The organism is Saccharothrix sp. AJ9571 (assembly GCF_021725495.1).
Taxonomy (GTDB): Bacteria; Actinomycetota; Actinomycetes; order Mycobacteriales; family Pseudonocardiaceae; genus Amycolatopsis; species Amycolatopsis magusensis.
The window spans coordinates 5888770-5913229 of the sequence record NZ_CP091382.1 but is presented as its reverse complement, the minus strand read 5'-3'; the positions used below and the strand labels follow the sequence as shown (position 1 = coordinate 5913229).

The 24460-nt window shown below is 70.8% G+C and carries 23 protein-coding genes; 6 read left to right on the top strand and 17 right to left on the bottom strand.

Annotation, left to right across the window (positions count from 1 at the left end):
- Positions 1-24: 24 nt before the first annotated feature.
- The 7 genes from L3Q67_RS27485 to L3Q67_RS27455 all read right to left on the bottom strand — a co-directional run bounded on the left by L3Q67_RS27485 (position 25) and on the right by L3Q67_RS27455 (position 7576).
- Positions 25-855, bottom strand: a complete 831-nt coding sequence (locus L3Q67_RS27485) for a shikimate dehydrogenase (RefSeq protein WP_499191655.1) — start codon at positions 853-855, stop codon at positions 25-27.
- A gap of 19 nt (positions 856-874) precedes the next feature.
- Positions 875-2581 (bottom strand): endolytic transglycosylase MltG, encoded by a 1707-nt coding sequence (gene mltG, locus L3Q67_RS27480; protein ID WP_499184335.1) that lies wholly within the window; start codon positions 2579-2581, stop codon positions 875-877.
- 146 nt (positions 2582-2727) lie between these two features.
- Positions 2728-3219, bottom strand: a complete 492-nt coding sequence (gene ruvX, locus L3Q67_RS27475; RefSeq protein WP_499184334.1) for a RuvX/YqgF family protein — start codon at positions 3217-3219, stop codon at positions 2728-2730.
- Positions 3216-5873 (bottom strand): alanine--tRNA ligase, encoded by a 2658-nt coding sequence (gene alaS / locus L3Q67_RS27470; RefSeq protein ID WP_499184333.1) that lies wholly within the window; start codon positions 5871-5873, stop codon positions 3216-3218. The genes ruvX and alaS overlap by 4 nt, the downstream gene beginning before the upstream one ends.
- A gap of 113 nt (positions 5874-5986) precedes the next feature.
- Positions 5987-6274, bottom strand: a complete 288-nt coding sequence (locus tag L3Q67_RS27465) for a hypothetical protein (RefSeq protein ID WP_499184332.1) — start codon at positions 6272-6274, stop codon at positions 5987-5989.
- Positions 6271-6669 carry a DUF948 domain-containing protein gene (locus tag L3Q67_RS27460; protein WP_499184331.1) on the bottom strand — a complete coding sequence of 133 codons (399 nt, stop codon included), beginning with the start codon at positions 6667-6669 and terminating at the stop codon, positions 6271-6273. The genes L3Q67_RS27465 and L3Q67_RS27460 overlap by 4 nt, the downstream gene beginning before the upstream one ends.
- 43 nt (positions 6670-6712) lie before the next feature.
- Positions 6713-7576 (bottom strand): helix-turn-helix domain-containing protein, encoded by an 864-nt coding sequence (locus tag L3Q67_RS27455; RefSeq protein ID WP_499184330.1) that lies wholly within the window; start codon positions 7574-7576, stop codon positions 6713-6715.
- Between the two features lie 87 nt (positions 7577-7663).
- On the opposite strand from L3Q67_RS27455, the gene L3Q67_RS27450 reads away from it, so the two are divergent.
- From L3Q67_RS27450 to L3Q67_RS27440, 3 genes are read left to right on the top strand one after another with little or no spacing between them, the layout of a single operon-like run.
- Positions 7664-8500: a phosphoribosylaminoimidazolesuccinocarboxamide synthase gene (locus tag L3Q67_RS27450; protein ID WP_499184329.1), complete on the top strand. Its 837-nt coding sequence runs from the start codon at positions 7664-7666 to the stop codon at positions 8498-8500.
- A gap of 41 nt (positions 8501-8541) precedes the next feature.
- A complete protein-coding gene (locus L3Q67_RS27445) occupies positions 8542-9942 on the top strand; it encodes a phosphocholine-specific phospholipase C (RefSeq protein WP_499184328.1) in 1401 nt (466 codons plus the stop codon).
- Positions 9915-10607, top strand: a complete 693-nt coding sequence (locus tag L3Q67_RS27440; protein WP_499184327.1) for a phospholipase domain-containing protein — start codon at positions 9915-9917, stop codon at positions 10605-10607. Before L3Q67_RS27445 ends, L3Q67_RS27440 begins: the two co-directional genes overlap by 28 nt.
- A 36-nt stretch (positions 10608-10643) precedes the next feature.
- Here L3Q67_RS27440 and L3Q67_RS27435 read toward each other — a convergent pair whose 3' ends face one another.
- A complete protein-coding gene (locus tag L3Q67_RS27435) occupies positions 10644-12014 on the bottom strand; it encodes a replication-associated recombination protein A (RefSeq protein ID WP_499184326.1) in 1371 nt (456 codons plus the stop codon).
- A gap of 90 nt (positions 12015-12104) precedes the next feature.
- Between L3Q67_RS27435 and L3Q67_RS27430 the strand changes: the two genes are divergently transcribed.
- A complete protein-coding gene (locus tag L3Q67_RS27430; RefSeq protein ID WP_499184325.1) occupies positions 12105-12866 on the top strand; it encodes a metallophosphoesterase family protein in 762 nt (253 codons plus the stop codon).
- On the opposite strand, the gene L3Q67_RS27425 is transcribed toward L3Q67_RS27430, so the two are convergent.
- Entirely contained in the window at positions 12791-13924 is a 1134-nt protein-coding gene (locus L3Q67_RS27425) for a flavin-dependent monooxygenase (protein WP_499184324.1), read from the bottom strand. The genes L3Q67_RS27430 and L3Q67_RS27425 overlap by 76 nt on opposite strands.
- A 51-nt stretch (positions 13925-13975) precedes the next feature.
- Here L3Q67_RS27425 and L3Q67_RS27420 point away from each other — a divergent pair, with 51 nt between their 5' ends.
- On the top strand, positions 13976-14551 hold the full coding sequence (locus L3Q67_RS27420; protein WP_499184323.1) for a TetR/AcrR family transcriptional regulator: 576 nt from the start codon (positions 13976-13978) through the stop codon (positions 14549-14551).
- Here the strand turns inward: L3Q67_RS27420 and L3Q67_RS27415 are convergent.
- The 5 genes from L3Q67_RS27415 to L3Q67_RS27395 all read right to left on the bottom strand — a co-directional run bounded on the left by L3Q67_RS27415 (position 14505) and on the right by L3Q67_RS27395 (position 21035).
- Complete coding sequence (locus L3Q67_RS27415; RefSeq protein ID WP_499191654.1) at positions 14505-15350, bottom strand: SGNH/GDSL hydrolase family protein; 846 nt, start codon at positions 15348-15350, stop codon at positions 14505-14507. The genes L3Q67_RS27420 and L3Q67_RS27415 overlap by 47 nt on opposite strands.
- Before the next feature lie 93 nt (positions 15351-15443).
- Entirely contained in the window at positions 15444-16685 is a 1242-nt protein-coding gene (locus L3Q67_RS27410) for a phosphotransferase (protein WP_499184322.1), read from the bottom strand.
- A 34-nt stretch (positions 16686-16719) separates the two neighbouring features.
- A complete protein-coding gene (locus L3Q67_RS27405; RefSeq protein WP_499184321.1) occupies positions 16720-17661 on the bottom strand; it encodes a DUF389 domain-containing protein in 942 nt (313 codons plus the stop codon).
- 3 nt (positions 17662-17664) lie between these two features.
- Positions 17665-19434, bottom strand: a complete 1770-nt coding sequence (gene aspS, locus L3Q67_RS27400; protein ID WP_499184320.1) for an aspartate--tRNA ligase family protein — start codon at positions 19432-19434, stop codon at positions 17665-17667.
- Between the two features lie 113 nt (positions 19435-19547).
- Positions 19548-21035, bottom strand: coding sequence for an Rv2578c family radical SAM protein (locus L3Q67_RS27395; RefSeq protein ID WP_499184319.1), 1488 nt, complete (start codon positions 21033-21035; stop codon positions 19548-19550).
- A gap of 98 nt (positions 21036-21133) precedes the next feature.
- On the opposite strand from L3Q67_RS27395, the gene L3Q67_RS27390 reads away from it, so the two are divergent.
- Positions 21134-21862: a class I SAM-dependent methyltransferase gene (locus tag L3Q67_RS27390; RefSeq protein ID WP_499184318.1), complete on the top strand. Its 729-nt coding sequence runs from the start codon at positions 21134-21136 to the stop codon at positions 21860-21862.
- Positions 21863-21866: 4 nt separating this feature from the next.
- On the opposite strand, the gene L3Q67_RS27385 is transcribed toward L3Q67_RS27390, so the two are convergent.
- The 3 genes from L3Q67_RS27385 to L3Q67_RS27375 are packed head-to-tail and all read right to left on the bottom strand — an operon-like array spanning position 21867 to position 24454.
- Complete coding sequence (locus L3Q67_RS27385; RefSeq protein WP_499184317.1) at positions 21867-22763, bottom strand: GNAT family N-acetyltransferase; 897 nt, start codon at positions 22761-22763, stop codon at positions 21867-21869.
- A gap of 32 nt (positions 22764-22795) precedes the next feature.
- Positions 22796-23443 carry an NIPSNAP family protein gene (locus L3Q67_RS27380; protein ID WP_499184316.1) on the bottom strand — a complete coding sequence of 216 codons (648 nt, stop codon included), beginning with the start codon at positions 23441-23443 and terminating at the stop codon, positions 22796-22798.
- A 54-nt stretch (positions 23444-23497) separates the two neighbouring features.
- Positions 23498-24454, bottom strand: a complete 957-nt coding sequence (locus L3Q67_RS27375) for a dihydrodipicolinate synthase family protein (RefSeq protein WP_499184315.1) — start codon at positions 24452-24454, stop codon at positions 23498-23500.
- Positions 24455-24460 lie beyond the last annotated feature (6 nt).

Genomic DNA, 24460 nt, shown 5'->3' with positions numbered 1-24460 from the left:
CTCAAGGCAGTCCGCCAACGTAACTCAGCCCAAAGGCAGCGGCAAGATCTTTCCGGTGGCCTCGCGCAGGGCGTCCCGCATCGCTTCGCGGGGCGCGGTCCGGCCGGTGATGTGCTCGAACTGCCGGAACGCCTGGTGCAGCAACATGTCCAGCCCGGTGGCCAGGCGACCACCGTGCGCGGCCACCGCGTCGGCCAGCGGGGTGGGCCACGGGTGGTAGATGACGTCCAGCAGGCACGACGCGGTCGCCAGCTCCGCCAGGTGCGGTTCGATCGCCGCCGGGGGCACGGTGTTGACCAGCACGGCGGCCTTGGCGACGGCGTCGCCGAAGTCGGTGTCCGACCAGTTCGACACGTCCACGGCCACGCCGGCCCGTTCGGCCGCGGCGACCGTCTCCCCCGCCCTGGCCGAGTCGCGGACGACCAGGCGCACCGACCGCACGCCGAGTTCGGCCAGTGCGACCACGGTCGCCGCCGCGGTCCCGCCCGCGCCGAGCACGACGCCGGTGTCCCCGCTCGCGGGCTCGTAACCGCCGGCGGCGGTCAGTGCGCCGGTCACACCGTCGACGTCGGTGCAGTCGGCGAACCAGCGGCCGTCCCGGCGGACGAGCGTGTTGATCGCGCCGACCGCGCGCCCGCGTTCGGTCACCTCGTCGGCCAGCGCGATCGCCGCGCGCTTGCCGGGCATGGTCACCGAGAAGCCGGCCCACTCCGGACCGAGGCCCCGTATAAACGCGGGCAGCCCCTCGCCGTCCATTTCGATGCGGTCGTAGCGCCAGCCGTCCATGCCGAGCGCCGCGTAACCGGCGCCGTGCAGCACCGGGGACAGCGAATGCGCGACGGGCTTGCCGAGGATCCCGGACCGGTACGGCGACTCAGTAGGCACCGCGTTCCTTGGCGAGGTTGATGTTCACCTTGTGGTCGTCGTAGTTCTCGGCGAAGCAGGAAAGCCCGTTCTTCTCGCACTTGACGAAGAACAGGATCGCGCCCTCGGCCGGTTTCGCCGCCGCCTCGATGGCGTCGATGCTGGGCGACGAGATCGGCCCCGGCGTCAGGCCCTTGATCTGGTAGGTGTTGTACGCGCCAGCCTTCGCCCGGTCCTCCGGGGTGGTCGTCACGATCGGCCGGTCGAGCACGTAGTTGATGGTGGAGTCCATCTCCAGGCGCATGTCGTCGTCGAGCCGGTTGTAGATCACCCGCGCGATCTTGGTGAAGTCCTGCTGCACGCCTTCGCGCTCCACGATCGACGCGGTCACCAGCAGCTCGTACGGTGTCTTGCCGGTGCCGTCGGCCGCCTTCGGCAAGCCCGCCGCCTGCAGGCGGGTGGCCGACACCTTCATCACCTCGGTGAGCAGCTGGGTGGCGTCCCAGCCGGGCTTCACGTCGTAGACCCCGGGCAGGATCAGCCCTTCGATCCGTCGTTTCGGTTCGACCTTGCCCGCGCCCTCGAGCGCCCACTCGGGCACTCCGAGCGCGGCCAGGTCGGCGGTCTCGGAGACCTTGCGCAGCTCCTCGACCGGGACGCAGGTGCTCGCGCCGTTGACCGTCGCGCAGGACGCCTTCGACAGCAGCGCGAACACGCCGTCGGTGGTCTTGCCGTCGGGCTGGACGATGTCGTCGAGCTGGGTACCGCCGCGGATCTGCAGCACGCCCTTGCGGGCCGTCGGGTCGACCAGTTTGCCGACCGCGCTGGTACCCGACATCTTCGTCTTCATCTGGTAGTAGCCCGGCTGGACGCTGCGGACCTTGGCCTCGTCCTCGGCGGCCTCGACGAACGCCTTCTGGCTGGCGACCACGCCGGCCTGGGTCAGTTTCGTGGCGATCGCGTTGGTCGAGTCGCCTTCGACGACCTCGACCAGCACGTCGGACTCGCCGGTGCCCTCGAAGTCGTCGTAGCCGAACCCGAGCAGTTCCTGCGCGCCGAACCAGGCCGCGCCACCGACCACGACGATCACCAGGATGGCGGCGATCCAGCCGAACGCGCGCTTGCCGCGCTTGCGGCGCGGGCGCGGCTCGTCCGGCGGCTCCTCGCCGATGCGCTCCGGCTCGGCGCGGTGCTCGTCGTCGTAGCCGCCGTACTCGTCTTCCTCGTAGTACTCGTCGTCGTAGAACTCGTCGTCAGCGAAGCCCTCGATCTCGTCTTCGCGGTCACGGGGATCGCGCGGGTCGTGGGAGGCACGAGGGTCATGGGGGTCTCGGGGGGCACAGTCGTCGAACTCGGGCACCGGTTCAGGGTCCGGTTCGTAGCCGTATCGCGCCACCTGACCGGCGTCGATCACCTCGGTCGGGCGATCGTCCGGCGGCGGCTGCGGGGGCGCCGGCGGCGGGGTGGGACGACGGCGCGGCGGCGGCGCGGGGGCCTCGGCACGGGCGCGTCGAATTGGTTGAACCGGCGGTCGCGCGGTGGGACGGCGCGGCGGCTCAGGTGGTGATGGCACGCCCATCTGCGGGGTGGCCAGCGAGTCTTCCTCGGACTCGACGTAGCGGTGCCGGCGGCGCGGCGGCGCGGGATCGGGCCGTGAGGGCGGCTCCTCATCGCGCAGGCGCCGACGGCCGCCACTGCCCTCTCGGGGCGGGGGCATGCGGACTTCACCTTCGCGGCGGACCAGTTCGTCCGGTTCGCGCAACCGCCGCCGGCCGACAGCCGGAGGGACCGCTTCGGGCGGCGTTTCGGGTTCCCGTCGCCGTCGTCTGCCGCCGCCTTCGGGTACCCCGGGAGACTCGCTCCTCACGACTCACCCTTCCGCGCGCGGAACGCCGCACGCCCGTCCAGCCAGCCTTGAAGGATCTCCACGGCGGCCGCCTGATCGACCACCGCGCGTTGCTTGCGGCCCTTGACCCCGCGCTGGGAAAGCATGCGCGAAGCGGTCACCGTGGTGAGCCGCTCGTCGGCGAACCGCACCGGCACCGGCGCGATCCGCTCCGCGAGCAGTTCACCGTATTCGACCGCGATGACGGCGGCGGGACCGTGCCGGTCCGCGAGCGTCCTCGGCAATCCCACGATCACCTCGACCACCTCGTGCTCGACGACCAGGCCCGCCAACTGCTCAACGTCACCATTGTCTGCCGCATCACGCTTTAGGGTAACGAGTGGCGAGGCAAGAAGGGGCGCCGGATCACTGAGTGCGATGCCGACCCGGACCGAGCCGACATCCACCGCAAGCCGGCGGCCGGCCCCGGGATCCTGCTCCCCGGGCCGGTCCACCTTCCGCTGGGTCACCCGCCGGCTACCGCGGCACGCAGCGCCTCGATCGCCTGCGGCACGCCTGCCGGGTGGGAACCGCCGCCCTGCGCCATGTCCGGCTTGCCACCGCCACGGCCGCCGATGGCCTCGGCGAACCGGGGCACGAGCTTGCCCGCGGCGAAGCCCTTGTCCCGTGCGCCCGCGTTGGTCGCGACGACGAAACTGACCTTCTCCCCCGCCGGCGAGAACAGCGCCACCACACCCGGCCGGTTGCCGAGGCGGTTGCGGATCTCGGTGGCCAGCGCGCGCAGGCCGTTGCCGTCGACGCCGTCGAGCTGCTCGGCCACCAGGCTGACCCCGCCGAGGTCGGCGGCCTTGTCCGCCAGCTCACCGGCGGACCCCAGCACCTGGCGAGTCTTGAGCTGCTCGATCTCCTTCTCCGCGGACCGCAGCCGCGACAGCAGGTCCTCGATGCGCGAGGGCAACTGCTCGGTCGGCACTTTCAGCGAACCGGCGAGCTGCGAGACCAGCAACTGCTCCTTGCGGACGTACCGCAGCGCGTCCGTGCCGACCAGCGCCTCGACGCGGTGCACACCCGAGCCGATCGACGCGTCGGACACCAGTTTGACCAGGCCCAGCTGTCCGATCCGGTCGACGTGGGTGCCACCGCACAGTTCGCGCGAGTAGTCCCCCATGTCGACCACGCGGACGTCGTTGCCGTACTTCTCGCCGAACAGCGCGACCGCGCCCAGCTCGAGGGCCTTGTCCTTGGTGGTGACGTAGCTCTGCACCTCGACGTCGGTCTGGAGGTAGTCGTTGACCTCCTCCTCGACCTCGGTCAGCACGTCCGACGACACCGGGCCGGCGGTGGTGAAGTCGAACCGCATGCGGCCGGGCGAGTTGAGCGAACCGGCCTGCGCCGCGCGCTTGCCGTAGGCCCCGCGGACCGCGGCGTGCACCAGGTGCGTGGCCGAGTGCGAGCGCTCGATCATCGACCGGCGCGCGGCGTCGACCGAACCGGTCAGCTCGGTGTCGAGCCCGACCTCGCCTTCGACGACCTCGACGCGGTGCACGTACAGGCCCTGCACGATCTTCTGGACGTCGAACACCTTCAACTCGACGCCGTTCCCGACCAGCACACCGGTGTCGGCGACCTGGCCACCGCTCTCGGCGTAGAACGGGGTGCGGTCGAGCATGATCTCGGCCTTCTTGCCCGCCGCGACGCTGCGCACCGGCACCCCGTCGGCGACCAGGCCGATCACCCTGGCGTTCGCCTGCAGGTCGGTGTAGCCCAGGAACAGGGTTTCGCCGTGCTGTTCGAGCACCTCGCGGTAGACCGACAGGTCGCCGTGCCCGCTCTTGCGGGACGCGGCGTCGGCCTTCGCGCGCCGGCGCTGCTCCTCCATCAGCGTGCGGAAGCCGTCCTCGTCCACGGTCAGGCCCTGCTCGGCGGCCATCTCGAGGGTCAGGTCGATCGGGAAGCCGTAGGTGTCGTGCAGCTGGAACGCCTTGTCCCCGGCAAGGATGCCCCCACCGGCGGACTTGGTTTCCTCCGCGGCGAGATCGAAGATCCGCGAGCCCGAGGTGAGCGTCGACAGGAATGCCTCTTCTTCGGTTTTGACCACGTCGGAGATACGGTCGAAACCGGCGACCAGTTCAGGGTAGGACGGGCCCATCGCGTCACGGACCACCGAAGCGAACTCCGGGAGCACAGGTTCGTGCACGCCGAGCAGGCGCATCGAGCGCACGATGCGGCGCAGCAGCCGGCGCAGCACGTAGCCGCGCCCATCGTTGCCGGGGGTGACCCCGTCGCCGATCAGCATCACGCCGGAGCGGGCGTGGTCGGCGATCACGCGGAAGCGCACGTCGTCGGTGTGGTCGGCGCCGTAGCGGCGGCCGGAGAACTCCTCGGCGCGCGCGATGACCGGGCGCACCAGGTCGGTCTCGTAGACGTTCTCCACGCCCTGGAGCAGGTAGGCGACGCGTTCGACGCCCATGCCGGTGTCGATGTTCTTCTTCGGCAGTTCACCGATCGGCGGGTGGCCGTACTTCGGGCTCTGCTCACCCCGCACGTCCTGCATGAAGACGAGGTTCCAGATCTCCAGGTAGCGGTCCTCGTCGACGACCGGGCCACCCTCGCGGCCGAACTGCGCGCCGCGGTCGTAGTAGATCTCCGAACACGGGCCGCCGGGACCGGGCACGCCCATGTCCCAGTAGTTGTCGCGGCCGTCGCGCGCCTGGATGCGCTCGGACGGGATGCCGGCGACCTTCTGCCAGAGCCCGGCCGCCTCCGAGTCGTGCTCGTAGACGGTCACCCAGATGCGCTCCGGGTCGAAGCCGAAACCGCCGTCGTCCTGGGACTTGGTGATCAGCTCCCAGGCGTTGGCGATCGCGCCTTCCTTGAAGTAGTCGCCGAAGGAGAAGTTCCCGGCCATCTGGAAGAACGTGTTGTGCCGGGTGGTCTTGCCGACCTCGTCGATGTCGCCGGTGCGCACGCACTTCTGGATGCTGGTCGCGCGCGGGTACGGCGGCGGCACCTCACCGAGGAAGTACGGCTTGAACTGCACCATGCCGGCGTTGACGAACAGCAGGTTCGGGTCGTCCAGGATCAGCGACGCACTGGGCACCCTGGTGTGCTCGCGGCCTTCGAAGTGGGCCAGGAAGCGCTTGTTGATCTCGTGTGTTTCCACTGGTCTTTCCTTGCGCTGGGGCTCGGCCGCGGACAGCGGTCACCGGCCGAGCCGGAAACAGGGGCAGGCTGCGGCGGCGGAGGGTCCGGCGCGACGTCGGCGACGCGGGCCGGTCAGCCCTCCGCCCGGCGAGCTCGCCGGACCGCGGCGTGCCTGCCCTGCGGGCGCGACGGAAGACCGGCACGGTCCTCGACGAAGTCGTTCAGCTCTTGCTCGCGCTCGCTCATCCCCGCGCGCACTTCGGCGCCGAAGGAGCCCACCGCGCCGGCGAGTTCGCGCATGGCGTCACCCAGGTTGGCCGCGATGCCCGCCGGGGTCGCCTGCCGCGCGGTCTCGGTCGCCTTGCGCGAGAGGGCGATGCCGGCGACCACTCCGACTCCGAGCCAGAACAGTCGCTTCATGCCTTCTTGCTCCTCTTCCGGCCGCGCACCGGCTTCCCGTTCGCCTTGGCGCGGCGCGCCTTGACTGCCTTGCTGATGCCGTAGGACAGGGCCGCGGTCTTGACCAGCGGACCGCCCAGCGTCGCGGTGAACACCGAGGACAGCGCCGAGACGTTCCCCGTGACCGCCTGCGCGTTCGCGGTGATCCCGTCCACCCGCTCGAGCTGGGCGTTGACGTGGGTGATCGTCTGGTTGGCCCCGTTGAGCAGCGGGTCGGTGTTCTCGTGTGCCTTGCGCAGCGCGATGGTCGCCTCGTCCAGCGTGCGGCCGAGCTTGAGCAACGGGATCGCGAGCAGCACCACCAGCACAACGAAGGCGCCTGCGGCGATGAGCGCGGCGATCTGCCCTGCCGACACGGGATCCTCCCGGAAGTTCGTGGCCACCTGATTGCCGGTCAGGCTACCGTGCGTGGCTGTTCTCCACCGTACTGGCCCAGTGCTGTCCCAGGCGTCGCAGGAACTCGCTGCTTTCCCGCACGCCGAGCGCTCGCGCGCGCAGTGCGATGAACCGCTCGGCGGCCTGGCGGACCACGACCGGGCGATCGCAGAAGACGTCCCGATCGTGCCCGTCGGTGATCAGCACCGCAGGCGCGGGCGGCGGGAAGGAATGCAGCGTGACCGTCCGCCCGAGGAAAGGATGCGCCCCCGTACCCATGGGGAGCACCTGGATTTCGACGTTCGGCACGGCCTCGTTCAACCAGCACAACCGCGCGAGCTGCGCCGCCATCACCGCCCTGCCGCCGATCCCGGTGCGCAGCACGGACTCGGCGAGGACGCAGCGCAGCCGCAGGCGTGGCCGGTCGGTGCGCTCGAGGCAGTCGCTGCGGGCGAGCCGGAGGTCAACCAGTTTGACCGGCTCCCCCACGAGCAGCGCCTCGGCGTAGGACCGCACCTGGAGCAGCGGCGGGACCAGCTCGCCGGAGTAGTGGGTGGTCTCCCGCGCCTGCGCCTCGAGGTCGAGCACGCGCCGCAGGTTGGCCGGAACGGGCACCGGGCCGTAGGTGCCGCGGGGTTTGCGGCCGTGCGCGTCCCTGGCGAACCGGATCAGTTCCGTCCGCTGGCCGGGGCCCGCGCCGTAGTGGACGAGCAGCTTCTCCAGTTCGGCCGGTTTCGCGCCGGACCGCCCGAGTTCGAGGTCGCCGATCTTGGACGGGGTGCAGCCGAGCAGTTCGGCTGCTTCGCCACGGGTGACGCCTGCCTGTTCGCGCAAGCGGCGCAGCACGGCCGCGACCTGAACACGTTCGGTGGGGATGGGCTGTGACACGGGGTCACGGTAGCACAAGTGGCCTATGCCACTACCGCGTGTGCTAGAACGCTGGTGGTCGAGACAACCGCACTGACGGGATGGCGCATGAAGCACGTGCACGCAGGCAAGGTCCGCGATCTGTACGAGTCGGACGGTGACATCCTGCTCGTGGCCTCCGACCGCGTTTCCGTCTACGACGTGTCGCTGCCGACGCCGGTGCCGGACAAGGGCAAACTGCTCACCCAGTTGTCCGTGTGGTGGTTCGAGCACCTGCGCGAGGTCGTGCCCAACCACCTGATCTCGGCCACCGACGTGCCCGCCGAGTTCGCCGGGCGCGCGATCCGGTGCAAGCCGCTGAAGATGATCCAGGTCGAGTGCATCGCCCGTGGTCACCTGACTGGGCTGGGCCTGCGGGAGTACCAGCGCGACGGCGCGGTCTCGGGCATCCGCCTGCCCGAGGGCCTGGTCGAGGGCGACAAGCTGCCCGAGCCGATCTTCACGCCGACCACGAAGATCTCCGACACCGGGCACGACGAGTTCATGACCTTCGACGAGGTGGTGGGCGAGATCGGCCAGGACACCGCCGACCGGCTCCGCGACCTCACCCTGGAGATCTACCGCCGGGGCGCGGCGCACGCGGCGACCAAGGGTGTGATCATCGCCGACACGAAGCTGGAGTTCGGCTTCGACGCCGACGGCACGCTGACCCTCGGCGACGAGGTGCTGACGTCGGACTCCTCGCGGTTCTGGCCGGCCGACGAGTGGGAGCCGGGCCGGCCGCAGCGCTCGTTCGACAAGCAGTTCGTGCGTGACTGGTCGAGGACGACCGGCTGGGACCAGACCCCGCCCGGCCCGGAGATCCCCGCCGACATCGTGGCCGCCACCAGGGCGAAGTACGTCGAGGTCTACGAGCGCATCACCGGGAACACCTGGGCCCGCTGAAGTTCGTGTTCCGTTCACCCGGATAGGTGAAGGTTCGGGTCATGCCTGAACTTTCACGCCGGCGGTTGCTGGCCACCTCCGGGGCCGCGCTCGCCGGCTCGCTGCTGCCGCCGTCCCTGCACGCCGCCATGGCGGCGCCGATGCGCCGGGGCCGCGGGCTCGGCGAGGTCGAGCACGTCATCGTGCTCATGCAGGAGAACCGCTCGTTCGACCACTACTTCGGCCGATTGCGCGGGGTGCGCGGCTTCGGCGATGCGCACCCGCTGGAGCTGCCCGGTGGCGGTGACGTGTTCAACCAGCCGGACCCGGCGGGCGGTGTGGTGCTGCCGTTCTCGTTGCGCGAGGGCGCGATCCGGGCCGGGCGCGACCCGGAGGACCTCCAGTACCTCGGCGATCTCGACCACAGCTGGGGCGGCAGCGGCAAGGCGTGGGCCCGGGGCTGGAACAACGCGTGGATCGCGGCGAAGGGCGCGGCCACGATGACCTATTACGACCGCGCGGACATCGCTCTGCAGTACGAACTGGCCGACACGTTCACCATCTGCGACGCGTACCACTGCTCGATCTTCGGGTCCACCAATCCGAACCGGAACTTCCTGATGACCGGGACCACCGGGTTCGAGCCGAACGGGTCGCGCGCGGTGACCAACGCGGCCTACTCGTACGACCACCCCGGTTACTCCTGGACGACCTACCCGGAGCGGTTGCAGGCCGCCGGCGTGCCGTGGCGGATCTACCAGGAGTGGGACAACTTCACCGACAACGCGGTCGAGTACTTCGTGCCGTTCAAGAAGATCGGGCACAAGATCCTCGCCGCGGTGCCGGGCGGGTACCGCACCACGGAGGAGTTCTACTTCGCGCTGTTCGACAAGTCGCCGGAGGAGCAGAAGGCGCTGCTGGCGAAGTTCGACGAAGGTGTAGCCGGTTTGACCGCGGCCGAGCGCGACCTGTTCGACCGCGCGATGTTCCGCGGTGAGCCGGAGTCGCTCGTCGGGCGGTTGCGCGCGGACATCGCCGCGGGCACGCTGCCGAAGGTCAGCTGGCTGGTCCCGTCGGCGGCGGACTCCGAGCACCCCGGGGCGTCGACGCCGGTGGGCAGCGCGAACCTGATCTACGACGTGCTCGACGCGATCGCCGCCGATCCGGACACCTGGTCGAAGACCGTGCTGTTGCTGAACTTCGACGAGAACGACGGCTACTTCGACCACGTGCCGCCGCCGGTACCGCCGGCCACCGCCCCCGACGACGCCGACCACGCGGGCGGGCAGCCGCTCGGCTTCGGCCCGCGCGTGCCGATGACCGTGGTGTCGCCGTGGACCATCGGCGGTTACGTGGATTCGACCGTGTACGACCACACCTCGGTGATCCGGCTGCTGGAGCGGTGGACCGGGATCGCCGAGCCGAACATCTCCGCGTGGCGGCGTTCCGTGCCGGTGACCTGACCGGCGCGTTCGACTTCGAGCGCGCGGGCCGTCCGCCGGCGGTGACCAAGCCGGGGCCGGTGCCCGAACCGATCTCGCGCTGGCACCCGACACCGCCGGCCGAGCAGGCGCTGCCATCGCCGGAGCCGGGCCGTCGCCGGGCGCGGGCGCTGCCGTACCAGGCGTCGGTGTCCGGTGGGTTGGACGCGAGCGGCGAGCTGGCTGTCTCACTGCAGAACAGCGGTTCGGCGTCGGCGCACTTCGCGATCTACGCGTACACGGGCGAACTGGTTGAACCGGCACACCGCGATGTCCTCGGCACCCACACCGAAATCCTGCCGAACAAGGGTGACCAGTACCGGGTCGTCGTGCAGGGGCCGAACCGCGGTTGGTGGGAGTTGCGGGGCAGCCGGTCGGGCGCGGCCGCGAGGGTGGACGTGCGGACGCGAATCCTGCCGCATCGGAGCGGCCTGGAGCTGACCCTCGAGAACTCGGGTGCCGCCGCGGTGTCGCTGCGGGTGGACTCCGGTCGTGTCGTACGGGTTGAACCGGGCCGCTCCGCGCAGGTGCCGGTACGTACCGAGGCGGGCTGGTACGACGTCCGCGTCACGGCGGAAGGTGCCCCTGCCTTCCTCCGCGCTTTGACCGGTCACGTGGAGAACGGCCAGCCCGGGTTCACCCCGTAAAGCCACGCGGTATAGGCCGTTATACGGGTGTCGAAGCTACTGCCCGCGGATGGTGCGGCGCAGCTTCGGCACCCGTTCGGCCAGCGTGCGCTCAGCCCCGCGCTGCGTCGGGTGGTAGTAGTCCGTGCCGACGAGCACGTCCGGCGGGTACTGCTGGTTGAGCACACCCTCGGGCACGTTGTGCGGATACCGGTAGCCCTGCGCGTTGCCGAGGTTCGCCGCGCCCGCGTAGTGGCCGTCGCGCAGGTGCGGCGGCACCGTGCCGAGCTTGCCCGCGCGCACGTCGGCCAGCGCGGCGTCGATCCCGGTGATCACCGAGTTCGACTTCGGCGCGGTGGCCAGGTGCACCGTCGCCTGCGCGAGCGCCAGCCTGCCCTCGGGCATGCCGATGAACTGCACCGCGTGCGCGGCGGCGATCGCCGACTGCAGCGCGGTCGGGTCCGCCATGCCGATGTCCTCGCTGGCGTGCACCACCAGCCGCCTGGCCAGGAACCGCGGGTCCTCCCCCGCCTCGATCATCCGGGCCAGGTAGTGCAACGCGGCGTCGACGTCGGACCCGCGGATGGACTTGATGAAGGCGCTGATCACGTCGTAGTGCTGGTCGCCGTCGCGGTCGTAGCGCACGGCCGCCTTGTCCACGGTGGACTCGACGGTGGCGAGGTCGATCACGCCGTGCTCGGTGGCACCGGCCGCGTCCGCGGCGGCTTCGAGCGCGGTCAGCGCCCGGCGCGCATCCCCGGAAGCCAGCCGGACCAGGTGGTCGCGCGCGTCCTCGTCCAGTTCGAGCGCGCCGCCCAGGCCGCGCTCGTCGGTCAGCGCGCGGTCGATCAGGTCACTCACGTCTTCGTCGCTGAGCGGGCGCAGCTGCAGCACCAGCGAGCGCGAAAGCAGCGGGGCCACCACCGAGAACGACGGGTTCTCCGTGGTGGCCGCGACGAGCAGCACCGTGCGGTCCTCGACCGCGCCGAGGAGCGCGTCCTGCTGAGTCTTCGAGAAGCGGTGCACCTCGTCGATGAACAACACGGTGTTCTCGGCGTTGTAGTTGCGGCGCCGCCGGGCCTCCTCGATGACCCCGCGCACCTCCTTGACCCCGGCGGACAGCGCGGACAACGCGACGAATCGGCGTCCGGTGGCGGTGGAGACCAGGTTGGCCAGCGTGGTCTTGCCCGTTCCCGGCGGGCCGTAGAGCAGCACGGACGCGGGCGCGGCGCCCTCGACCAGTCGTCGCAGGGGCGCGCCTTCGCCGAGCAGGTGCTGCTGGCCGACCACCTCGCCGAGCGACCGCGGCCGCATCCGCACCGCCAGCGGCGAGCCGGCCGGGACCGCCCGCTCGGCCACCGGTTTCGCGGGTTCCGGCGGTGGAGCCGCCACGTCCGGGTTCACCGTGAAGAGTTCGTCCTGCGCCACGCCGTTGACGTTAGCCGCTGGGTCCGACACCCGGTCCGCTGGCCGCGAACACCCCTGCCGGGGACTGCGGGCGGCGAGCAGACTCTGGGCATGCTCGATCGAGTCGCGGTGCTGTCCGACATCCACGGTGTGTTGCCCGCGTTGGACGCGGTCCTGGCCGAACCGGACGTGGCGAGTGCGGACCGGATCGTGCTGACCGGCGACATCGCCGCGGGCCCGCAACCGGCCGAGGTGCTGGACCGGCTCGGCACGCTCGGGGACCGGGCGGTGTGGGTCAACGGCAACGCCGACCGGGAGCTGGTCCAGCTGGCGCACGGCGGCGAGACGAACATCCCGGACCCGATCGCGCCGTGGTGCGCCGCGCAGTTGCGGTCCAACCAGGTGGACCTGCTGGCGCGACTGCCCGCGACGGTCCGGCTGGAGATCACGGGGCTCGGACCGGTCCTCTTCTGCCATGCGACCCCGCGCGACGACGAGGAGGTCGTGCTGGTGGACAGCTCGCTCGAACGGTGGGCCGAGGTGCTCGACGGGGTCAGCGAGCAGACCGTCGTCTGCGGTCACACCCACATGCCGTTCAGCAGGCTGGTCGACCGCAGGCTGGTGGTCAACGCGGGCAGCGTCGGGATGCCCTACGGTTCGCCGGGCGCGCACTGGGTGCTACTCGGCGGCGGGGACGGCCCGGCCGTGCAGCACCGGCGCACGCTGTTCAATGCCGAGGCCGCCGCGGACTCGATCGTGGCGACGTCGACCTACTCGGACATCGAGGAGTGGGTGAGCTATTTCGTGCGCAACCCGCCGTCCGACGCCGAAGCGCTCACGCTGTTCGCTCCACGCGACGGCCGTGGTTCCTGACGGCCGAGCAACCCGGCGGCGCGGAAGGTCAGGTCGCGCACGGTGGACAGTCCGGGGCGCGAGGTGAACTCGCCGAGCAACCGGGCGGCGGTCGCGACGCGCTGAGCCGACCGTCGGCGTTCGCGGTCGAACTGGTTCAACACGCGCACGAGCTCGCCGCCATCAGCGAGGCGACCGCCCAGCGCGACTCCGTCGACCAGGGCTTGGCAGGCGCCCTGGCCAAGATCGGCGGTCATCAGGTGGGCGGCGTCGCCGATCAGTACGGCGTTGCCGGAGACCAGGCTCGGCAGTCTCGGCGCGAGGTAGCGGATCGGGTAGTTCAGGATCTCGGTGCCCGCGCTGCGCTCGATCAACGACGGCACCGGCTCGCACCAGTCGCCGAACAGTTCACGCAGTTGAACCATCGGGTCCTCGGCGAGGCCACCCCGGGGCACGCGGATCGGGGCGTACCAGTTGGTCAGGCCGCCTTCGGCCGGGGTGACGCCGAACTTGCGCCCGCGGCCGAAGATCTCCTGACTGGTTTCGCCCTCGGACGGCACCATGCCGATCCACGCGGAGTAGCCCGAGTACCGCGGCTGATGCGCGGCGCTGAAGCGGGCCATGCGGACGGCGCTGCCCGTGCCGTCCGCGCCGACGACCACGTCGTACTCGGCGCACAACTGTCCGACGTCGGCCGGTTCAACTGGTCGACCCGTGCGCACCCGCTCCGGCGGGAATGCGTCCCGGAGCAGGTCGATCAACGCGGCGCGGGAGATCAACACGGGGAGGTCACCCGTCCGGCGTTCGAGGCGGCCGACGTCGAGCCGCGCGAGCGTCCGCCCGTCCGATCGGCGGAACCGCATCTCCCGCTGCGCGACGCCGGTCAGCCGCACCCGCTCCCCCAGGCCGATCGCGTCCAACGCATGCAACGCGTCCGGCCACATGCCGAGTGCCGTGCCCCTGCCCTCGATCCGCGGGCGGCGTTCGAAGACCGTCACGTCCAGGTTCGACTGGTTCAACCGGAGCGCGCAGGCGAGCCCGCCGATCCCACCGCCGACCACCGCGATTCTCGTTGTCATACGACTACCGTACTACAGGTGTAGTCACAGGCGTAGTAGTACGCTGCCGGAGTGCCTTCACCCCAGGAACGGACCCGCCGCGACGAGGTGGTCGAAGCGGCGATCACCGTGCTCGGAACCCAGGGCGCGCGAGGGCTGACCCATCGCGCGGTCGACGCGGAGGCCGGGCTGCCGGCCGGCACCACGTCCAACCACTTCCGCACGCGTGGGGCTTTGCTCACCGGCGTGCTGGCGGGCCTGGCCGAGCGTGACTTCAGCGTCGCCGTCGAATTCGCGGACGACGGGCTCGCCGAAGGGGCCGCCCGGTTCGCCCGGCACATGGCCGGGCCGGACCGGGTCGCGACGCTCGCGCGCTACGCCCTGTTCCTGGAGGCGGCCTGGGATGCGCAACTGCGACTCCAGCTCGAGGTGGCCGGAGCGCGGGCGGCGGCACCGCTGCGCGCGCTGCTCGTCGCGGCCGGGTCGAACCAGCCGGACCTGCACGCGAAGATCCTGCTCGACCACATCGAGGGCATGGTGTTGCACGAACTGAGCCGGCCGTCGGAGGAGTTCCGGCCGGAGGAATCGCTGCGGCTGCTGGTCAGCGCGATGGGGCTGGGCGGTTCTCCCAGTACGACCGCCACATGATCCGCGCGGCGTAGGGCAGCAGGTCGCGGCCGCGCCGCCAGAGCCACGGGATGCCCTTCACCACCAGCCAGCCGACGTGCTGCACGGCGCCCGCGGTCGCCCCGCCTGAACATTCGAGGCTGACCGGCACCCGGATCTCGATGCCGGCTTGGGTCAGCAGGTCGGCGTACCCCTGCGCGAGCATCCGGTGCCCCAGTTCCGACGGGTGCAGCCGGTCCACGCTCCACGCGGTCAGGTCGTAAGCACCCGGGAGCGCCATCAGGTCGAGGCAGGGCACACCACGGGCGGCGACCACGCCGTCGATCACCGCGTTCAGCTCGTCGATCCGCGCCCGCAGCGCCCGCGACAGCGAACCGGGCAGGCGGAAGACCCGCCCGTGGTCGTGGAAGCGCACCGGGATGACCACCGAACCCACGGCGTGCAGTTCGGTCACCACCTCGTCGAGATCGGCGGCGATGGCCTCGGCGTCGAAATCGGAGCGCAGGGTGTCGTTCATGCCGACGATCAGCAGCACCACCTCGGGCCGGTGCGCCAGCGCGACCGGCAGCTGCTCGGTCCGCACGCAGCGCATCCGCGCGCCGGTGAAGGAGGCGTTCAGGTAGCCGTCCGGTTCGATGCCCAGCGCCTCGGCGACCAGGGGGCCGACCCCGCGCCAGGTCCCGCCCGGCAGCGGGTCGCCAAGGCCGACCGCGGTCGAGTCGCCGAGCACGGCCAGCCGGGACACCCGCCTCGGCGCGAGTGGGGTGCAGTCGGTGCGGTCGGGAACCTCGGATGCCAGGGTGAAGTCTTCACGCAGCACGGTCACACCGGGAACCTTCCGGCACCCAGGCTCACCCGTGATGAGGACCGGGTGAAGGCGTGAGGACGCCTCGGGAAAATCCTCGGTGCGCGGCTACCGGAACGCCGGGTACAGCGCCAGGCGCAGGCCCGGCCCGTGGCGCTCGTCCAACGCGGTGGACACCTCGAGCGCGTGCGCGGCGACGTCGTCGAGCCCGGCGCGTTCAGCGTGCTTGCCCAGTTCGCCCCACCAGCTGACCAGCGCGGCGGCCCGGCTCGTCGGGGCGGCGCCGCGTTCCGGGGCCAGCTCGGGCAGCAGCTCCCAGGTCGCCAGCCAGACGCGCAGCAACTGGCTCTCCAGCAGGTGCTCGGAGAGGACGTCGTCGTCAGCCAGCGCGGGCCAGACACCGGCGACTTCGGCGCGCCAGGCGGCGACCATCGCCTCGCTCATCCCGGCGGGCAGCGCCAGTGCGTACGGGCACGACGCGAACGGCACCCGCAGGTACGCGGCATCGACGAGCGCACTGCGCACGCAGCCGCGCTCGAAGTCGATGAAGCGGACCCCGCCGTTGGTCGCGAGGTTGTTGTCCGGGCACAGGTCCACCGGGCTGAACGCGCGGTAGCGCGCCGACCGCGCCAGCTCGGCGATGTGCTCGGCGTGCCGGTGGACGGGGTCCGGCGTGTCCACGCCGAGCAGTTCGGACAGCAGCGCGGGCAGCTGGGCGCAGGCGAGCACCGGCGTGGTGTCGTCGCCGACGGCCCGGCCGCCGAGGCGGCGCAGCAGCGCGTTGAAGTCGGCCTCGCGACCGGCGGTGTTGGCGTGCAGCCTGCCCAGCGAACGCGCCCAGGACAGCAGCGAACGCTCGGCGGCCCTGGCGTCCGAACCACGCAGGCGGTCCTGCAGGGTCGGCGCGCGGCCGAGGTCGTCGAGCACGATGACCCGGTGGCCGCCGTCGTGCGCGACCAGCTCCGGGCACATGCGCTCTTCCTGGGCCAGTGCGGTGAACAGCTGGTAGCTGACCGCCTCCTGGGCGAACGGATCCGCACCCAGCTCCGGCGGCTCGCCGGGGTAGTGCTTGATCACCAGGGTGCGCGGCAGCGCGAACGGCGACGCGGCGACCCGCACGCGGACCACCGTTGCCGGCCCCGTCCCGCGCAGGTCCTCGGGCTCGACCAGCGGGATCGCGCTCCCGAACCGGTGCGCCAGGACCGCTTCGCCCGCCTTGATCGCGGCTTCGAGCGCTTCGTCAGCCTCAGTGACCTTCATGGCTTCGCCGGCGGCAACCCTGGTGCCTGCCGAAACCACCGCCCCGTTGCCTGATTTGTTCGTGGAGTCCTTCGAAGTGTCCACAGTCATTGTCCCCGACCCTACTCGTGAGCGTGCGTGCCCGTCACCCGCGTGAGAGTGGACGTTCCGTGGAGGCCCTGCGTTGTCCCTTGCGTCGCAGCATCAACACAACGGCCGCAGCCGCGACGACTCCCACCAGGTTTATCACGAGCTGGACCACGGAACCGATACAGCGGCCCCACTCGTTAAGTACGGCCGCGACCACCGCGTACCCGGCCGCCGGAACGGTGGTCACCGAGATGAACACGCCGACCAGCGCGGCCGACTTCGCCGAGGTCAGCGACAACATCCCGGCCGCGCCCGCGAGCAGCGCGACGATCAGCGAGTACGGGCCGACCTGGTAGATGAAGTCCACATCGTGGTCACCGAGCAGCGCCGCGCGGTCGAACAGGCCGGTCGCCTCCCCCACCACGGTGAAGGCGAGGGTGATCAGCATCGCCACCGGGAAGCCGACCGCGAGCGCCGCGGCCGCCCGGCGCACCAGGTCCCACCGCCGCATCACCAGGCCGACGGCGACGGCGGCGAGCGGACCGAACTCCGGGCCCACCACCATCGCGCCGACGATGGTCACCGAGGAGCCGGTCACCACGCCCACCGCGGTGAGCATGCAGGCGATGGTCAGGAAGCTGAGGAAGGTCACGTTGAGCCGTGACTCCTCGCCGGTGCGGCCGAGCAGCTCCTGCCACACCACAGCGTCGGCGCCCTCGCCGGGTGCTTCCTCCTCCGCCTGGTCCGCGGCGTCGGACAGCGCGGTGTCGATCACTTCGAGGGTGATGCCCCCGGTGTGGTCGAGGCCCAGCTCGCACAACCCGTCGATGATGTCGTCCGCCGACTCGCGAGCGATGTCGGCCTCCACCACATCGCCCGCGGGCTGGATCGCAACGCCCTTGTGCATCACGAGGTGCGTGGCGCCGCGGTGCTCGGACAGCAGCTCGAGCACGCGCTCGGTCTTCTCCGGTGGTGCGACCGCGCGCAGGTGCAGCACGGCTCAGCCCTTGACGGGCGCCGGCTTCGCGTCGACGCCGGCCTCCTTGCGCTGCTCGGCGGTGATCGGCGCGGGCGCGGCGGTCAGCGGATCGAACCCGCCGCCCGTCTTCGGGAAGGCGATGACGTCGCGCAGCGAGTCGGCGCCGGCCAGCAGCATGGTGATGCGGTCCCAGCCGAAGGCGATGCCGCCGTGCGGCGGGGGGCCGAACTGGAAGGCGTCGAGCAGGAAGCCGAACTTCTCCTGCGCCTCGTCGGCGGACAGGCCCATCAGCTCGAACACGCGCCTCTGCACGTCGGCGCGGTGGATACGGATGGAGCCACCGCCGATCTCGTTGCCGTTGCAGACGATGTCGTAGGCGTAGGCCAGGGCGTTGCCCGGGTCCTGCTCGAACTTGTCGATCCACTCCGGGGTCGGCGAGGTGAACGCGTGGTGCAGGGCGTTCCAGTTGCCGCTGCCGACCGCGACGTCGTCGGACTCGTCGGTCGCGACGAACATCGGGAAGTCGACCACCCACACCAGCGACCAGGCGTTCTCGTCGATCAGGCCGAGCCGGTGCCCGATCTCCACGCGCGCGGCGCCGAGCAGCGCGCGGGCTTCGCTGGGCTTGCCCGCGGCGAAGAACACGCAGTCACCGGGCTTCGCGCCGACGGCTGCGGCGAGGCCTTCGCGTTCGGTCTCCGACAGGTTCTTGGCGACCGGGCCGCCGAGCGTGCCGTCCTCGTTGAACAGCACGTAGGCCAGGCCGCGGTGGCCGCGCTGCTTGGCGAACTCCTGCCAGCCGTCAAGCGTGCGGCGCGGCTGCGAGGCGCCACCGGCCATCACCACGGCGCCGACGTACGGCGCCTGGAACACCCGGAACGGGGTGTCGGCGAAGTACTCGGTCATCTCGGTCAGTTCGAGGTCGAAGCGCAGGTCGGGCTTGTCCGAGCCGTACTTGGACATGGCCTCGGCGTAGCTGAGGCGGCGGAACGGTCGCGGCAGTTCGACGTCGATCAGCTTCCACAGCGCGGTGACGATGTCCTCGCCGAGCGCGATCACGTCGTCCTGCTCGACGAAGCTCATCTCGATGTCGAGCTGGGTGAACTCGGGCTGGCGGTCGGCGCGGAAGTCTTCGTCCCGGTAGCAGCGGGCGATCTGGTAGTACCGCTCCAGCCCGCCGACCATGAGCAGCTGCTTGAACAGCTGGGGCGACTGCGGCAGCGCGTACCAGGAGCCGGGCTTGAGCCGGGCCGGGACCAGGAAGTCGCGCGCGCCCTCGGGGGTGGACCTGGTCATGGTCGGGGTCTCGACCTCGACGAAGTCCTGCGCGTGCAGCACCTCGCGGGCCGCGCGGTTCACCTCGCTGCGCAGGCGCATGGCCTTCGCCGGGCCGCTGCGGCGCAGGTCGAGGTAGCGGTGCTTGAGGCGGACCTCTTCGCCGACGTCGACGCGGTCGTCGATCGGGAAGGGCAGCACGGCCGACTCGGACAGCACCTCGAGCTCGGTCACCAGCACCTCGATGGCGCCGGTGGGGATCTCGGGGTTCTCGTTGCCCGCGGGGCGCGCGGCGATCTCGCCGGTGATGCGGAGGCAGAACTCCGAGCGCAGGCTGTGCGCGCGCTCGGCCATCTCGCCCTCGCGGAAGACGATCTGGGCGACCCCGCTGGCGTCGCGGAGGTCGATGAAGATCACGCCGCCGTGATCGCGCCGACGGGCCACCCAGCCGGTGAGGACTACGGTCTGGCCGGCGTGCTCGGCACGCAGCGTGCCGGCGTTGTGGGTGCGAAGCACTGCGGTTGCTCTCCTCGGACGTGGCTCGTCTGGCGATTCAGCAGGGATTTTCCCCGGCAGTAGAGGCTAACGAACCACCGGTGGCCCGGCTGAGGCAGGTCGCCGCAGGTCGGCTACAGCGGGAAGAGCGGCTCCTGCCGGGGCACGGTCGAATCGCGCCGCTGGGTGGGGAGAGCGTCCACCTGGTCGACCGTGGTCGTGCGGAAGACGTTCGAATCGAGGCCGTGGCGCCGCATCAGTGTGGCGAACCGCGCGGAGAGTTGCTTGCGGTAGAACGACTTCGCGTAACTGCCGCGGCCGTACAGCTCGCGGTAGAGCGGGACGAGCGCGGGATATTCGACGGCCAGCCAGCGGGCGAACCATTCACGGGCGCCGGGGCGCAGGTGCAGGGCTATCGAGGTCACACTGGTTGCACCGGCCGCGGCGATCTCGGCGAGCAGGCCGTCCAGCGCCTCGTCCGAATCGGTCAGGCCGGGCAGGACCGGCGCCACCAGCACGCCGCACGGCAGGCCGGCGTCACGGATGCGGCGCACCAGTTCCAGCCGGGCCTGCGGGCTCGGCGTGCCGGGTTCGAGGCGCTGCTGCAGGTCCCGGTCCAGCAGGGCGATCGACACGCTCAGCCCGACCGGCACCTCGGTGCTCACCGAGGACAGCAGGGGCAGGTCCCTGGTCAGCACGGTGCCCTTGGTCAGGATGGAGAACGGCGTGCCCGAGTCGGCGAGCGCGGAGATGATGCCCGGCATCAGCCGGTACCGGCCTTCGGCGCGCTGGTACGGATCGGTGTTCGTGCCCATGGCGACGTGCTCGCGCGTCCAGCTGGGTTTGCGCAACTGGGTGGCCAGCACCTCGGGTGCGTTCACCTTGACCACCACCTGGCTGTCGAAATCCTTGCCGGCGTCGAAGTCGAGGTAGGTGTGGGTCTTGCGGGCGAAGCAGTTGTGGCTCACCACGCCGTTCGCGATGAAGTCGCCGCTCTCGGTGGTCAGGTCGTACATCGGGATCTCGCGCCCGAGGTCCTCCACCCGCGCGACCCCCAGCCGCGCGGGTAGTTCGGTGGTGTACAGGCTGATGCCGACCAGTTGCTCGCCGACCGCGAGGTGCGGGCGCGCGGCCGGGCCGGGGCGGTCGGCGATGACGTGCCGCCAGCCGCGCTCGGTCAGGAAGCGGTGGTCGCCGCTGGCGATCAGCTCGACGCCGTTCTCCAGCACGACGCGATACGCCCGGTTGACCGTGGCCCAGTGCGCGAGCACTCGCGTGGGCGCGCCCCGGCGGTAACCCTGGTACGACCGGGTGCCGAAGACCTCGTCGCCGACTTCGATCTCCTCGAGCGGTTTGAGGTCACCGTCGGCCATGAGCACTTCGGTGTCACCGGCGAGGCAGTAGGTGCACGCGTGGGAGCAGCCGCGGTACGGGTTGACCGTCCAGCTGAACGGCACCGCCGACGAGCCGGGCACCTTGTTCAGCACCGAGCGCGCCCGCACTTCGTGGAAGGTCACCCCGGCGAACTCGGGCGAGGTCACCGACCGCACCAGCCCGGCCAGTCCCAACCCGGAAATCGACTGCTCACCCTCGTCACCGACCCGCTGCCTGTCCCACCGCACCCCCAGAGTCGAACACACGTTCGAACTCCTGTCAAACACACGAGCGAGCGAGGAAAACCGATCGCCGGAGGTGCTCGCGGGCGCCTAGGTTGGACCGCGTGCCGGACCCGATCTTCGCCCACCCTCGTCTCGCGCCGCTCTACGACGCCTTCGACGGCGAGCGCGACGATCTGACCACCTATCTCGCCATCGCCGACGAGGTCGGCGCGACACGCGTGCTCGACCTCGGCTGCGGCACCGGAGCGCTGGCGGTCCTCCTGACCGAACACGGTCGCACAGTCATCGGCGTCGACCCGGCCGCGGCATCGCTCGAGGTCGCGAGGACGAAGGATCCCGACGGCAAGGCCACCTGGATCCACGGCGACGCCACCACCCTGCCCGCGCTCGAGGCGGACCTGGCGGTGATGACGGCGAACGTGGCGCAGGTTTTCCTCACCGACGAGGACTGGGCGCGGACCCTCCAAGGGATCCACACCGCACTCCGCCCGCACGGTCACCTCGCGTTCGAAACCAGGCAGCCCGAACGACGGGCGTGGGAAGACTGGGCGGCCGACCCCGCGGAGGTCACGCTCGACATCCCCGGAACCGGGCCCGTGACGCAGTGGCGGGAGGTCACCTCAGTTGACCTACCGCTGGTCTCGTTCCGCCACAGCTACCGCTTCCACGCCGACGGCACGGTGCTCACCTCCGACTCGACCCTCCGGTTCCGCGGCCGCGACGAAGTGGAAGCCACCTTGGCCGCCAACGGTTTCCGCGTGCTGGACGTGCGAGACGCCCCGGACCGGCCCGGCCGCGAGTTCGTCTTCTTCGCCGAACGCACCACCTGAACCGTCACAGCAGTTCGTAGCGCCAGTCGTTGCAGTGCATGAGGTGCCCCGGCGGGTACTCGAACTCGCACGGCCCGACGAAGGTGAAGCCTGCCTTGCGGCACAACGCGTTCGAAGGCGCGTTGTGCACCGACGGATAGGCGCGTACTTCGGCGAACCGCGCTTCTTCCTGCGCGCTCGCCAAAGCCAGCCGCACCGCCCGTGCCGCGACACCCTTGCCGCGGAACTCCGGAAACACTCCCCAGCCGGTTTCGTACACCTCCTTTCCCAGCCAGGTTCGCTTCCAGTAGCCCACGGAGCCGGCCAGTTCGTCGCCGAACCGGATCCGGAACATGCGGTCCACCGAATCGGGACGCGCGGTGTCCAGATAGCGCCGCTGCCGATCGAGCAGCTTCTCCTCCGTTTCCGGACCGCCCGTGTGCGCGGTCATTTCCGGCGTGTTGGCCCGCCGGATCAGCCACAGATCTTCGGCCGTCCACGGCTCGATTCGCACTTTCGGCTCCGGGTGCAGCAAATCGCGCAACAGCGCCAGCTCCCGTCGCCACATTCCAGCGGCGTCACCTGCCTCCCACAGTTCGGCCAGTTCGGACTCGGGGCCATCGGCCCGCGCCAAGGCGCGGACGGCGAGCTCCCGGTACTGCTCGTCCCAGGACGGCACCGGATTCTCCGGCCCGCCACGCAGATCGGCGGCTGCGCCGCCCGGCTGTCCGGCCGCGACCAGTGCTGCCGCCGCGACCGCTCTCTCCCCTGTCCCGGCGTCCAGCCGTCCGGTCGTTTCCGCCGCGTCCAGCAGGACACGGCGAAGGACCTCCGGCTGGAACGCCTGGTCCACTTCGTCCAATTCGGCGGCGAACGCTCTCGCCGCGTCGTTGTCGAAGGGACCGGTGTCCCAGGTACCCATGCCCGGCAGGATGGCACGCGGCACCGACAGTTTCAGCGCAGTGCCGATCCGGCGGTCGGGTGCAGGACCAGGTTCTGGAGCTCGCCGCCGACATCGACCCGCTCGCGCCAGCTCTGCTTGCGCGCCGATTCCTCGTCGGCGAACCGTGAGAACCAGACGAAGACCCGCTCTCCTTCGCGCACCGGCAGCGCCGGGAAGTTGTTCTCCGCGACCAGCGTCTCGAACGACGCGACCGGCGGATCGTCCAGTTCCGGCACGATCGATGCCTCGAAGAACTCGGCGAAATCAACGCCGTCCACCGCGCAGATCGTCGCCGTGTACACCCCGGTCGACGAGGTGGCTGCGGTGGCGATCTGCGCGAACCCGGTGTCCGGCCGGGCAGGTCGAAGCAGGAGGACGTCGTCGGAGTCGAGCATGGTGGCGTTCGCGGCCGGGCCGTGTTCCGCCCAGATCGGGCCGCCGTAGAACGCGGTCAGCGCCGCGGCCCGCGACGGCAGGTCCGCGAAACCGCGCACCCAGACGAACCGGTCCGGGTCATCGGCGTCGCGGAACTGGCCGAGCACCCGCATCCCGCACGCCTCCTGGCCGGTGACGAACTCGCGGTCGAACAGGTCGACCAGTTCGTCGCGGCGGCCGGGACGAAGGGTGTACTGGCGCAGTTCGAACACAGGAAGGGTCATGGCGCGCAGGCTAGGCGTGGATCACTGACACCTTCTGTCAGTGACTCGAAGTGATCACGCCAGCCGTGGCAGGAAGTCGTCGAACTCGCCCAGGAACCGGTCCACCATCCGGATCTCCTCCCGGTCCAGCAGGTGTCCCGGCTCGCGGCAGTGCGCGCTGGCGAACAACCCGCGCCGCACGGAGATCAGCTTCTCCGCGGCCACGATCAGTTCGGTGTCGAGCATCCAGTACGAGATGTAGGGCAGCAGCCGCCGGTACAGCTCCATGCCACCGGCCTCGTCGTCCTGGGTGAACCGGCGCCACAGCTCGACGTACACCTCGGTGAACGAGCAGCCCGGCTGCGTGCCGACCGCGCCCCGGCGGATCGCGTCGGGCAGTTGCACCCCGGCGTAGCCCTCGACCGCGGGCAGCGGCGGATCCGCGGCGGCCAGTTCCTCGATCAACGCGCCCGGTGGACTGGATTCGACCTTCACCAGCGCCAGGTTCGAGTGCTCACGGGCGATCTCCGTCAACGTGGCGCTGTCGAGGCTCGTCCCGGTTTCCGCGGGCGCGTACTGGAGCACCACCGGCGTCGGCGCGACCGCGGTGAGCACGGCACGCACGTGCGCCACGATCGACCGCCGCGAGGGCGCCAGGAAGTGCGGCGGCAGCAGGTTGATCAGGTCCGCCCCGGCGCCCACCGCGTCGACCGCGCGCTGCACGGCGAGCCGCGTGGCGTGGTCCTGCACCGCGATGATCGCCGAGACCTCGGGCCGTGTCGCGGTCTCCTCCAGGAGGATGCCGGTGAGCAGCTGGCGCTCCCATTCGCCGAGCTTGTGGAACTCCGAGGCGAACCCGGGGAACATCACGCTGCTCACCCCGGTCCCCAGCACGTACCGCACCACGCGCCGGAAGCCCGGCACGTCCAGGTCGCCGTTGTCGGCGAACGGCACCTCCAGCACCGGCGACACCCCGCGCACCGGCGGCCGTCGCACGCCCTCCTCTTCGGCGCGCACCTCCGCGATCGTCATCCCCGA